The 13161-nt window shown below is 43.9% G+C and carries 9 protein-coding genes; 3 read left to right on the top strand and 6 right to left on the bottom strand.

The window, feature by feature from the left end; genetic code table 11:
• Positions 1–241: 241 nt before the first annotated feature.
• Positions 242–2293 (bottom strand): M13 family metallopeptidase, encoded by a 2052-nt coding sequence (locus ACNURT_RS01345; RefSeq protein WP_419700208.1) that lies wholly within the window; start codon positions 2291–2293, stop codon positions 242–244.
• 84 nt (positions 2294–2377) lie between these two features.
• Complete coding sequence (locus ACNURT_RS01340; RefSeq protein ID WP_076373966.1) at positions 2378–2620, bottom strand: helix-turn-helix domain-containing protein; 243 nt, start codon at positions 2618–2620, stop codon at positions 2378–2380.
• A 400-nt stretch (positions 2621–3020) separates the two neighbouring features.
• Between ACNURT_RS01340 and ACNURT_RS01335 the strand changes: the two genes are divergently transcribed.
• Entirely contained in the window at positions 3021–4160 is a 1140-nt protein-coding gene (locus ACNURT_RS01335; RefSeq protein ID WP_419700207.1) for an acyl-CoA dehydrogenase, read from the top strand.
• Between the two features lie 330 nt (positions 4161–4490).
• Positions 4491–5735: a peroxiredoxin family protein gene (locus ACNURT_RS01330; protein WP_419700206.1), complete on the top strand. Its 1245-nt coding sequence runs from the start codon at positions 4491–4493 to the stop codon at positions 5733–5735.
• Between the two features lie 154 nt (positions 5736–5889).
• Here ACNURT_RS01330 and ACNURT_RS01325 read toward each other — a convergent pair whose 3' ends face one another.
• The 3 genes from ACNURT_RS01325 to ACNURT_RS01315 all read right to left on the bottom strand — a co-directional run bounded on the left by ACNURT_RS01325 (position 5890) and on the right by ACNURT_RS01315 (position 9556).
• Positions 5890–6639 carry an ABC transporter ATP-binding protein gene (locus ACNURT_RS01325; protein ID WP_419700205.1) on the bottom strand — a complete coding sequence of 250 codons (750 nt, stop codon included), beginning with the start codon at positions 6637–6639 and terminating at the stop codon, positions 5890–5892.
• Between the two features lies 1 nt (position 6640).
• Positions 6641–8116, bottom strand: a complete 1476-nt coding sequence (locus ACNURT_RS01320) for a DUF5687 family protein (protein ID WP_419700204.1) — start codon at positions 8114–8116, stop codon at positions 6641–6643.
• 159 nt (positions 8117–8275) lie between these two features.
• The gene (locus ACNURT_RS01315; RefSeq protein ID WP_419700203.1) at positions 8276–9556 is read right to left on the bottom strand and encodes a replication-associated recombination protein A; all 1281 of its coding nucleotides are present in this window, start codon (positions 9554–9556) and stop codon (positions 8276–8278) included.
• A gap of 198 nt (positions 9557–9754) precedes the next feature.
• On the opposite strand from ACNURT_RS01315, the gene ACNURT_RS01310 reads away from it, so the two are divergent.
• Complete coding sequence (locus ACNURT_RS01310) at positions 9755–10402, top strand: DNA-3-methyladenine glycosylase family protein (protein ID WP_419700202.1); 648 nt, start codon at positions 9755–9757, stop codon at positions 10400–10402.
• Positions 10403–10481: 79 nt separating this feature from the next.
• Here ACNURT_RS01310 and cphA read toward each other — a convergent pair whose 3' ends face one another.
• Complete coding sequence (gene cphA / locus ACNURT_RS01305) at positions 10482–13115, bottom strand: cyanophycin synthetase (protein ID WP_419700201.1); 2634 nt, start codon at positions 13113–13115, stop codon at positions 10482–10484.
• Positions 13116–13161: the final 46 nt, after the last annotated feature.

Here is a 13161-nt window from a genome sequence, read left to right as displayed (position 1 = left end):
GTGATAACACCGACCTTAAGCTGAACGCCAAAACCTTTTATGAAAAAATGGGCTTCACCGTTGCTTATGAAGAAGATATAGCCATTGGTCCGTATTGGATGAATGATTACGTAATGCGAAAGGAATTATAAGTAATAAACGTATGTCATTGCGAGCGATAGCGTGGCAATCTCTTCGCGTTTATATATGCGAGGAGATTGCTTCGTCGTCCCTCGCAATGACATTATTTATATATTCTACCCTACCAGATCTTAACCCGTTTATCAGGATCCAACCACATTTTATCGCCTTTTTTAATGTGAAATGCTTCATAAAACTCAGGTACATCCGTAAATGGCCCGTTTACGCGCATAAAGCCGGGAGCATGTGGATTGGTCAATATTTGGTTAGATAAAGATTCCTGACGATCCTGCCCAAGCCAACCTAATGCATAACCCAGAAAATAGCGTTGTACAGGAGTTAATCCGTTGATAGTTTTTCCCTCTTTATATTGTTCGGTTTTCTTAAAAGCATCGAGCCCTATCACAATACCACCGAGATCGGCAATGTTTTCACCCTGTGTAGCTTTACCGTTCACATGCAGGCCGTAAATACTGTAACCGTTAAACTGGTTCACCAGCATTTGTGCCCGTTGGGTAAACTTCACCGAGTCCTGTGGCTGCCACCATGCCTTCAAATTACCTTCGGCATCAAACTGGCGACCCTCGTCATCAAAACCATGAGTCATCTCGTGACCGATGGTTGAGGCCGCTGCATAACCATATATCACCGCGTCATCAATATCTTCATCCTTAGCGCCCGGAATAGTAAATATACCAGCTGGTAATACAATTTCATTGTTTGATGGATTATAATAGGCATTATAAGTTTGTGGTGTGATACCCCATTCAGTACGGTCAACCGGTTTGCCCAGTTTGGCGGCACTGTATTTATGCCAAAAGTTATTGGCCCGCATTATATTTAAAGCATAAGGACCACGGTTAATTTCCAGGGTCGAAAAATCCTTCCATTTGTCGGGATAACCCACCTTAGGCATTACTTTGCTCAGTTTATAATAAGCCTTTTCTTTGGTTTGCGGACTCATCCAGTCCAGTTTTTCAATGTGTTCCTTAAAGGTGGCACGCATGGTTTCTACCAGTTTTACATAGCGCTCTTTGGTTTTTTCGGGGAAATACTCTTTTACAAATATCTGCCCCAAAACCTCGCCCATGACTCCGTTTTCGGTATCCAGTACACGTTTCCAGCGGGGTAGCTGTTCTTTTTTGCCGTTAAGGATCGTACCGTAAAAACGAAATAGCTCCCTGTCAAAAGGTTTACTCAGAAATGATCCGAAACTGGAGACCAGGTTTTTGCGGAGGTAATTTTTCCAGTCGTCTATACTATAGGTGTGAAGAGCCTTGCTGAACGCCCGGTAATATTCAGGCTGACCAACTATAACGGTATCCACATTTTTGTAATCTATTTTTTCAAATGTCGGCTCCCAGTCTACCTCTGGCACCAGCTTACTTAAACCAGCCAGCGGCATTTTATTATAGTTGTGGTAAGGGTCGCGCAGATCTTCGAGTTTACGGCTGCTATCGGCCAGCGATTTTTCAAGGGCATATGTTTGTTTGGTAGCCAACGTAGCTGCGTCAGGCTGCAAACCGATCAGTTTAAATATTGCAGGTAAGTGTTTTTGCTGATAATCGTTCCGTACAGCAACGCTATGTGCATCTGTATTAAAATAATAATCACGATCAGGCAGGCCTATACCATCCTGACCAAGCTGCAAAAGGATCTTAGCGCTGTTTTTAGCATCCTGCCCGGCATAGGTACCCAGGGGGGTAGTAACGCCTATAGTCCCCAAGTGTGCAAACTCTTCTATTAATCCTTTGATATCTTTTACCTGGTCAATTTTGGCCAGCTCGTCTTTAAGAGGTGATAATCCTTGCTTTTCGATATCAACAGTATCCATTCCGCTGAAATAAAAATCACCTATTTTTTGGGTATTACTGCCTTTGGGGGCGCCAGCTTTAAGCGCATCCTCATTTATTTTTTTCATGCGGTTGCGTAACTCCTCTTCTACCACATTCCCTATTCCCCAGGCTGAATAGGCCGCAGGAATGGGATTTTTTTTGAGCCAGGTACCATTCGCATATTTAAAAAAATCATCGCCGGGTTTTACGGAAGTATCCATGTTTTTAAACACAGGGTCATTGTCGGCATAAATTTTAGTTTTATCATTACATGCGTTAAGTACAAGCATGCTCATGGCGCATAGGATAAGGGCCACCGGCGATTTTTTTTTGATCATAAAGATTTAGTGTATGTTATAAAATACAACGGATGTATGGAATAATAGAATTTGAAATAGCAATTTAATAAAAAAAATACCTGTTTAATAAATGCCTTGAAAAAAACCTGCCAATGAAACATCAAAATAGTAACAAACCTTCCTTAATGTGTCCAGCCTGATATCAATTTTTCCGGATTCTAAGCGGGCAATATTGATGTTTGTTTCGGTAAAGAATTTTTCCTGGGTTACCTGATTCTGCCTTCTCAGGTTTTTGATTTGCAGCGCTACTTTTTTCTTAAAAGCTTCGTCAGAATTGTTAAGGTATTCAAAATCAGTAAGTAGCATAGATGGTGTCGGCTTGGATTGTAGATTGGGAAATTACTCTTATAAAAAAATAAATAACTATAAGTATTTAAAATTGCGTAAAAATATTGATAATAATATATGTCGGAACAAATATTTACTGACGTTTAAGTTAGGGAAAATAAAAAATTGTGGCAACAAAATTGTTTAGTACAACTCGCCCTGCATTTGATCTGTGAAAAAATTAAAAAATCATCTACCAATGAAAAACTTTTTTTGAATTCTCAGACGCCCAAGTTGAGATTTTTTGTTCTTTGTTTTGGGTTTAATCAATAGTTTAAATTAATTAGGGGAAAGGGAGCTTTGAAAAAAGCTCTCTTTTTTTATGTAATAAATTTGCTATGCGTGCATAGTAATTACTATATTTATTTTTTTAAATATCATGCATTTCGAATTTACAGAAGAACAATTAATGATTCGCCAGGCGGCCCGCGATTTTGCACAAACAGAATTAAAGCCGGGAGTGATAGAACGCGACGAGCACCAAAAATTTCCGGCCGAGCAGGTAAAAAAACTGGGGGAACTTGGTTTTTTGGGAATGATGGTTTCGCCACAATATGGGGGAAGCGGTATGGATGCTATATCTTATGTGCTGGTGATGGAAGAACTATCCAAAGTTGATGCATCGGCATCGGTAGTAGTTTCTGTCAATAATTCGCTGGTTTGCTATGGCCTGGAAAAATATGGTTCCGAAGCTCAGAAACAAAAATACCTGGTACCATTAGCCAAAGGCGAGGTGATAGGCGCGTTCTGTCTTTCGGAACCGGAAGCAGGCTCAGATGCCACCTCGCAACGCACTACCGCCATTGATATGGGCGACCATTACCTGGTTAACGGCACCAAAAACTGGATCACCAACGGAAATTCTGCATCAACTTACATTGTAATGGCCCAAACAGATGCCGCTAAAAAGCATCATGGCATCAATGTCCTTATTATTGAGAAAGGCATGGAAGGTTTTACGATTGGGCCCAAAGAAAATAAGATGGGTATCCGTGGGTCTGATACGCACTCTCTTATGTTTACCGATGTAAAAGTGCCTAAAGAAAACCGTATTGGCGATGAAGGCTTCGGGTTTAAGTTTGCCATGAGCACTTTAGAAGGCGGCCGTATCGGTATTGCCGCGCAGGCGTTGGGAATAGCCTCTGGCGCTCATGAACTGGCTGTTCAATACGCCAAGGAGCGTAAAGCCTTTGGTAAAACCATTGCCGATTTGCAGGCCATCCAATTTAAACTGGCCGATATGGCTACAGAGATTGAAGCCGCCCGTTTACTATGCCTTAAAGCGGCCTGGTTAAAAGATCATGGCAAATCATATACCCAGGCAGGCTCCATGGCCAAGCTTTTTGCATCAGAAGTGGCTATGCGCACTACAGTAGAAGCTGTGCAGATACACGGCGGATATGGTTTTGTGAAAGAATACCACGTAGAACGATTGATGCGCGATGCCAAGATCACCCAGATATATGAAGGGACATCAGAAATACAGCGGATTGTAATTTCACGCGAAGTTTTGAAGTAGTGCCTTATTATTTATAAAGAATATGTCATTTGCGAGCGCAGCGTGGCAATCTCGTAGAATACAAGGCCGTCTTGCATTGTTCGCGATTGCTTCGTCGTTCCTCGCAATGACACGAGGGCCACGCGTCATTAGTAACGTCGTCGAAGCATGGTGGGTAGGCCTCCGCGCTCTACCCTTCGACGGAGCTCAGGGTGACATTCTTTTTTTGAGCGTTACTTATTTGTCATATCTTTTCATACGCTATAGTCCCCCACAGGTAAATAGTTTTGAAATAGCTGCCAGTTTTTATACTTTTGACAAAGTATATCAACTTAGTAGACTATTTTAAAGATGAACTATAGATCCATCGTTACAACACTGATACCCGTTTTAATTTTACAGGCATCATTCGCGCAAACCAAACTTAAAACCGGCATATGGCGTGGTGCCCTTAAATCGAAGTCGGGTATAGATATACCTTTCAACTTTGAGGTAAAAGATAATGCAGGCAAACAAGAGTTGTTTGTGTTAAATAGTACCGAACGCTTGAAAGTAACCGATGTAGTTACCAAAGGCGATTCTGTATTTATCCACATGCCCCTATTCGATTCAGAATTTAAGCTGAAGCAGGAAGCCGGTAATTTAAAAGGAAATTGGGTAAGGCACCTGGGCGAACGGGATGCTTTGATCGAATTTTCGGCAGAGCCAAATACATCATGGCGCTTTACCGCAACGCCCCAAAAGCCTGCCTTTGATATTAGCGGACGATGGTCTGCTGTGATTGGTGAGGGTGACCGGGCCGATACTACGGTTGGCGAATTTAAGCAAACCGGCAACAAATTAACCGGTACCTTTTTAACCACAACAGGCGACTATCGTTTTCTGGAAGGATCGGTATCGGGTAATCAATTATATCTTTCCTGCTTTGACGGTGGACATGCTTATACTTTTACCGCAACTATTAAGGATGCGCAAACTATAACCGAAGGTAAATTTGTAAGTGTAGCGTCGGCCCAATCATGGACAGCGGTGAAAGATGCTAATGCTAAACTACCCGATGCCTATTCCCTTACCGCATTGAATCCGGGGTATAAGAAAATAGATTTTACCTTTAAGGATATGAACGGCAAAGAAGTTTCACTACAGGATGCCCGCTATAAAAATAAGGTAGTTATTGTGCAGATATTAGGTTCCTGGTGCCCCAACTGTATGGATGAGACCGCCTTTATGGTAAACTATTATAAAAAATTCCATGCCAAAGGTGTAGAGGTTATCGGTTTGGCTTACGAACGTACCAATGATTTTGAAAAGTCAAAAAAAGCATTGCAACAGGTAAAAAGCCGTTTCAATGTGCCTTATCCCTTACTGATAACGGGTTACACCAGTAACAAAGCCGAAACGGCTAAAAGCCTGCCCATGCTGGCCAAAGTAGTAGGCTTTCCCACAACCATTATTATTGACAAAAGCGGCGATGTGCGTAAGATTCACACCGGTTTTAGTGGCCCCGGCACCGGCGAATACTATACCGAATTTATCAGCGAGTTTGAGAAGCTGACCAATGATTTGCTTGCGGAGAAGGCAGAGGCTTCAAAGTAAGGCTTAAAGCTGTTATCAATCAAATATTAGGGCCTGTCACCCTGAGCCTGTCGAAGGGCGCTCGTAGAGGCCTTTGCCCACGAGTCTTCGACAAGCTCAGACTGACAGGCCTTTTTTAGCTAAAAGCCTTTATGCTTTCGGCTTTTAGCTCCTCCTAATGATTCTCTTCCTGGTCAATACCTACAACCGGTGCAGATCCCACCGTTTGTCCAACCCCAAAATAGCTTTCCAGCTCGTTTAGGGTTGATGAATTGGTGGCGATATCCTTAATGATCACGCCTTTTTCCATCAACAAGATCCGGTCGCACACATCGGTGATGTGATTTAAATCATGACTGGATACAATGGTGGTAATACCTTTATTCTTATTCGCGTCCTTCAGCATATTTTTCAGCCTGAACTGTGTGCTGGGGTCGATATTCGCAAAAGGTTCATCGAGCATTAATAATTGCGGATTTTGAAGCAGGCATGATGCCACACCAACTTTACATTGATTTCCTTTTGACAGGTCGCGAATGTATTTGCCCCGGTTTAATATCTCGCCATTGAAAAAATCGCCCAAACCAGCCAGCGTTTCATCCACCTGTGCACGGTTTTGCTGATGTAGGCCGCCGATAAAATACAGGTACTCTTCCGGAGTAAGGTATTCAATCAAAAAGCCTTCATCCAGGTATGATGCCGTGTAGGATTTCCAGTTTTCGTGCCCTGCCACTACTTCGCCGTTTGATGTTATTTCACCGCTTTCGGGTAGTATCAGGTCAAGTATCATCCGGAATAGGGTGGTTTTCCCCGCGCCATTATTACCCACCAGGCCAACGCTTTCACCTTTGGCTATACTGAGGTGCGGAATGTCAACAACGGTAACGTCGTTATATACTTTTTTTAAGTTCTTTATCTCAATCATATTATTTATTTCTGAAGCCCTCGGCTATCTGGTATCTTTTGGAGTAATAGTCGACCTCCAGTTGTTTTATCCAATAATTACGGGTTAGTATAGCTATCAATCCTATTATTGCCAGTAAGAGTAGTCCGATATCGGGATGTTTAAAAACGGCAAATGGAGCATAAATAATATACGGCGTAAGTATAAGCGGAAATGTTAATAGTAGCTGTGTAGCGCCAACTCCCTCCCAGTTCATGGTAGCGCTTTTTGACAGATCGATACGTTTATAATTGCGATTGGCAAAAAACAGTACAATGGTAGTTGTCACTCCAATATTCCATACACACATTACAAAATGTACCAGCAGGATATGCCACCCGAAATAAACATAAGGAGTTGTGAGTAAAAATGCAATGATAGATACAAGTGTAAATAACAGGTATTTGGCTTTTACGAAATCACTAAAGCTTGTTTTGCTCACCAGGATGCCATCAAAATGGGAGGCCTGCCAGCCAAACATAAACTGCCCGTAATTCATAATAAATGCCCCAGTCATATACATGCCGGCAAAAAGGAACCATCCCTGGCCCAGACTTTTATTGGTATAAAATATGAGCCCGTAAAACATAAAAAACAGACCGATGATCAGTGATGACCGCGATCGTTTATTGCGTAGTACCAGTTTAATTTCATTGGCAGCCAGATCGCCTATAGTGCCAAAGTTTGCGAGGAATGGAATTTCGGTATTGCTTTTGTATTGCCTGGCTTTGTGGGCGGTAAGTTTTTCGAGGTATAGATTTTGTTTAAGGTATAAAAAATTAAAATAATACATCACTATCCCCAGTATCACGGGGATCAGTGACAGCGCGGGAGCAGTAAGCAGACGTCCAAAAAACGCATAAGATATATTGTGCAACGAATAAAGGTGCCAGGCAAAATCGGCAGTGATGATCAATATTAGAACGGCAGCGGCTATCAGGAATATCCAGCCATTAAGGTTCGACTTTCTTTTCAGATATAATGCCAGATAGTTGTTGAAAACGGATACACCAACAATGGCAACAACAAAAGCTAATGCTACTAAAAGTCCGGAGTCTGTTGCTATTATTTTAAAAATAAAGGGGAAAAATAATAAGAACGGCCACAGGTTGAACATGGATAGTACCGCAGTAACCGACAGGTAGCGTACCTGTATGTTTCTTTTGATAGGCAGGTGCAAGTAAGGCTGTACTCTAAGCGTGGGTAACTCCTGTAATTGCAGGCGCATTAGCAGATCGGCCAAAAAGTAAATGAGAAGAATGCCGCAAAAGGATTTTACCAGATCTTCATTAGGAAATGCAAACTCGAGCATTTTATCCATGCCGATTCCTGCCAATAATACGCAACCAAACAGGTAAGCGATCAAAAAAAGCATCACTACGCGCACGGCTATGCTCTTACCTGTGTTTTTTGATCGCCAGAAAGCTTTTAGTTCATGCCTGATGAAAGTAGATACCATGGGCTGTTTAAAGTATTAGGTTAAGATTGGGCTCAATATACAAAATAAGAAACAAGATATTTTAGAGGCAAGAAATAAGAGTCAAGAGTGTGAAAATAAAAACGCTTAACTTTTTCTCCTGTCTTAATTCATGACGTTTATTTCTTAATTCTCTCATCACTAATATTTATATCTGTCGCCCCAGAGCTTTCTTAGTTTTTCTTTTGATTCGTTCTCTTTGGCATTGTTGCCGGGTTGATAGATCTGGGTGCCGCGGATAGCATCGGGTAAAAAATCAAGATCGGTAAAATTGCCTTCGTAGCTGTGGGCGTATTTATAGTCTTTACCATAGCCTATATTCTTCATGAATTTGGTTGGCGCATTGCGCAAATGCAGCGGTACAGGCAGATCGCCGGTTTGGCGCACCAGTGCTATAGCCGCCCCAATGGCCGTTGTAGCCGAATTACTTTTGGCCGACGTAGCCAGATAAATAGCCGTTTGCGATAAGATCAATTGCGATTCGGGCATACCGATCTTATTAACAGCCTCAAAACAGCTTTGTGCCAATAAGAGTGCATTGGGATTGGCGTTGCCTATGTCTTCAGAGGCCAGGATAAGCATCCTCCGGGCAATAAACAGGGGGTCTTCGCCACCTACGATCATGCGGGCCAGCCAGTACACCGCGCCGTTAGGATCAGAACCACGCATAGATTTAATAAAGGCCGAAATAATGTCATAATGCTGTTCGCCGGTTTTATCGTACAGGGCCATGTTTTGCTGCACATGTTCCAATACTACTTCATCGGTTAAAACTATTTCGGGTGTATCAAAGGCATTTACCAGCAGCTCGAATATATTGAGCAACTTACGGGCGTCACCGCCGGAAAGGCGGAGCAGTGCCTCATGATCTTTAATGACGATCTTTTTATCCTTTAATACTACATCCTCCTGCATGGCTTTGTCCAGCAGGTTAAGCAAGTCTTCTTCGGCCAATGGTTGCAGGATATATACCTGGCAGCGCGACAGCAAAGCCGAGATCACTTCGAACGATGGGTTTTCTGTAGTGGCGCCAATAAGGGTTACGATACCGCGTTCCACAGCGCCCAATAGCGAGTCCTGCTGTGATTTGGAAAAGCGGTGGATCTCATCGATAAACAGTATAGGTAATGTTTCGCCCAGCTCTTTCAGTTGCGAGGCTTTTTCGATCACCTCACGTACATCTTTTACACCTGAGTTAATGGCGCTCAAAGAAAAAAACGGCCGGTATAATGACTGCGAAATAATATAAGCCAGAGTTGTTTTACCAACCCCCGGAGGTCCCCAGAATAACATGGATGGCAGCGAGCCCGATTCAATGGCTTTACGTAAAACCGCGCCCGGCCCTACAAGATGTTTTTGCCCCACATAATCGTCGAGCGATCCCGGGCGCATACGTTCGGCTAAAGGAGGCAGATTGTTCATAAAGTAAAATTCAGAAAACTAAATGCTAAATCCTAAAAAAATTAGTAATTTAATCGGCGTTATATCCAATTCGTCATTGCGAGCGCAGCGTGGCAATCCCCGATAGGTAGAGCCAACTTGCATTACTACTCTGTAAAGTTAGGGATTGCCACGCTGCGCTCGCAATGACACGCTTTCTATCTAATACACCACATCCCTATGTTAAAACAGTTTAACCATTCTAACTACCATTCCATTTGTGATAAACTGGCGCAAGCTGATGCAGACCTGGCCAATATCATCAAGGCGCACGGTTATCCGCCCTTATGGTCGCGGCCCAATACTTTTGAAACTTTGGTACATATTATTCTGGAGCAACAGGTTTCGCTGGCATCCGCTTTATCAGCATTAAATAAATTGCGGGAGTACATACAGGAGATCACCCCGGCAAGGGTATTGCTTTTAACGGACGAAGAATTTAAAGCCTGTTATTTCAGCCGCCAAAAAACCATGTATACCAAATACCTGGCCGAGGCTATCATCAGCGGACAGATCAACCTGACCGAACTGGAACAATTACCTGACGATGTTATCCGGGCCAAATTAACCGCCCTTAAAGGCATAGGCAACTGGACTGCCGATGTATACCTCATGTTTGTACTGCAACATGCCGATATTTTCCCCATAGGCGATCTGGCGGCGGTAAATGCGCTGAAAAGAGTAAAATCATTACCCAAAGAAACCACACGGGAAGAATTGATAGCTGTAGCCGAAAAATGGGCGCCATACCGCACGGTGGCCAGTATGTTATTGTGGCATTATTACTTAGCCTCACCTAAATCCTCTCCAAAGGAGAGGACTTTATAAAAAAGCCATTTTGTTATTTACAAAATGGCTTTCAAGGTTCTATTAGAACCCTCCCCTTTGGAGAGGGCAGGGTGTGGCTCTACACGTTAAACAGCCCATTCCGTTCCTGTTCCTGGTAGTTTTGTACGGTTTCGATGGCGTTATCTATCACATCGCTCAGGGCGGTAATGAAGGTGCCGGGTTTGGCCAGGCTCATGGCGTGCTTTATCGCGTCAACTTCTTTGGGGACTACTTCTACCGGCTTGTTGGCATCAACAGATTCGATGCCCTCTCTGAGTAAACCGATGATGTTTTCGGCGGTACGGCCGCGCAGGTGTTTTTCCTGGCGCAGGATGATATAATCAAACATCTCGGCTGACAATTTGCCCAACTCACGGATGTCGTCATCACGCCTGTCGCCGGTGCCGGCTATAATGCCTATTTTGAGCGGAGAATCGATATGACTTAAAAAAGCTTTAATACCGTTATAGCCATCAGGATTGTGCGCAAAATCGATCATAAAGCGGAAATCTTTAAACTCAAAGATGTTCATCCGGCCTGGCGTTTGTGCCGCAGAAGGGATAAAGGTTTCCAATGACATTTTGATATCCTCGGTCTTGAATCCCCATAAAAACGAGGCCAATGTAGCAGCCAATACGTTCTCGATCATGAAAGGCACGGTGCCACCAAAAGTTAAAGGAATAAGTATAGTACGCTGTACGCGGATCTTCCAATCACCTTTTTGAATGGTGATAAAACCATTTTCGCAGATAGCGGCTATACCACCTTTACGGCAATGTGATTTAATGATGGGGTTGTTTTCGTTTAAGCTGAAATAGGCGATGTTACAATCAGCCTTATTGCCAATGCGTACACAATGTTCGTTATCGGCATTTAAAACACCCCACCCATCTTTTTTAACGGAATTGAGCACTACGCTTTTTACACGGGCCAGGTCATCAAGGGAATGGATATCGGCCAGTCCCAAATGGTCTTCCTGGATGTTGGTCACCACACCTATATCGCAAAAGCCAAAACCCAGGCCCGAACGCAGGATACCGCCACGGGCGGTTTCCAAAACGGCAAAATCAACTGTAGGGTCGCGTAATATAAATTCGCTGCTTACCGGGCCGGTGGTATCGCCCTTCAGCATCATGTTGTTCTGTACGTAAATGCCATCTGAAGTGGTAAAACCAACACGATGACCATTGTTTTTTACTATATGGGCAATGAGGCGCGTGGTAGTGGTTTTACCATTAGTACCGGTAACAGCAATAATAGGAATTCGGGCCGATTTGCCGGTAGGGTAAAGCATATCCAGCACATGGCCGGCTACGTTGCGAGGCAGGCCCTCGCTGGGTGCAATGTGCATCCGGAAGCCTGGCGCTGCATTTACTTCCAGTACTACACCGCCATTTTCGGTTAACGGCTCGGTCAGGTTTTCGGCCATGATATCGATACCACATATATCCAGACCAATAATTTTGGAGATACGCTCGCAGATAAAAATATTTTGCGGATGCACATGGTCGGTCACATCGACAGAGGTGCCGCCGGTGCTCAGGTTAGCGGTTGATTTTACAAATACCTTTTCGCCTTTGGTTGGTACGGTTTCCAGTGTATAACCTTTCTTTTCCAGCAGGTCGAGGGTATCACGGTCAATGTCGATAAGCGTTAAAACCTTCTCGTGCCCGTAACCACGGCGCGGGTCGGCATTTTCTTTGTCGATGAGTTCCTGTATGGTGAGTGATCCGTCACCTATAATATGGGCCGGATCGCGCAGGGCTGCTGCTACCATTTTGTTGTCGATCACCAGTACACGGAAATCATAGCCCGTAACAAAACGTTCTACAATTACTTTGTATGATATTTTGGCGGCATGCTGGTACGCGGCAATGGCGTCTTCCTCGGTTTTAATGTTGATGGAGATTCCGCGACCATGGTTGCCGTTAAGCGGCTTAAATACCAATGGAAAACCTATTTTTCGTATCGCCTCGGCCACGCCTTCCAAAGAGGATATGGTGATGCCTTTGGCAACAGGGATGGCCTGCTCCTGCAGCATACGTTTAGTCTCGTCCTTGTTGCTGGCAATGTCAACAGCTATGCTGCTGGTTTTTTCGGTCATGGTAGCCCGGAAACGGACCTGGTTTTTGCCATAACCCAACTGAACCAGCGATTGGTTGTTCAACCTGATCCAGGGAATATCGCGGGCAATAGCTTCTTCTACAATAGAACCCGTGCTCGGCCCCAGACGGGTATTCTCCCGTATCTCGCGCATTTGCTGTATATCGGCCTCCAATTGCAGGGTATAATCTTCACCTGCTATCAGGGCTTCGGCTATACGGACTGCCGATTCGGCTGCAAAAACACCCACCTTTTCTTCCAGGTAGGCAAACACTACATTATATACACCTTTGGTTTTGGTTTCGCGTGTGCGGCCAAAGCCGGTATCCATGCCTGCCAGGGTCTGGATCTCCAAAGCGATATGCTCTATCACATGGCCCATCCAGGTACCAGCTACCACCCGCTGAAAAAATCCACCGGGTACGCCGGGCGAGCAGCGATGGCTGTACAGGCTGGGCAGCAGTTTTTCCAGCCGGTCATAAAAGCCCTCAATTTCGTTGGTGGGCTTATGCTCCATCTCCTGCAGGTCAAGCCGCATTTGTATTAATTTTTTACGACGGATGCTCCAAATATTTGGTCCACGTAACACTTGTATATTCTCGATCTTCATACCTTGTTTACAAAAATTTAAGCCGGCTTAATTTCTCTAAAACTAT

The organism is Mucilaginibacter sp. NFX135, assembly GCF_048565145.1.
In the GTDB taxonomy this organism is placed as follows: Bacteria; Bacteroidota; Bacteroidia; order Sphingobacteriales; family Sphingobacteriaceae; genus Mucilaginibacter.
The sequence above is the reverse complement of the archived record's forward strand: the minus strand, read 5'-3'. Positions and strand labels throughout refer to the sequence as shown.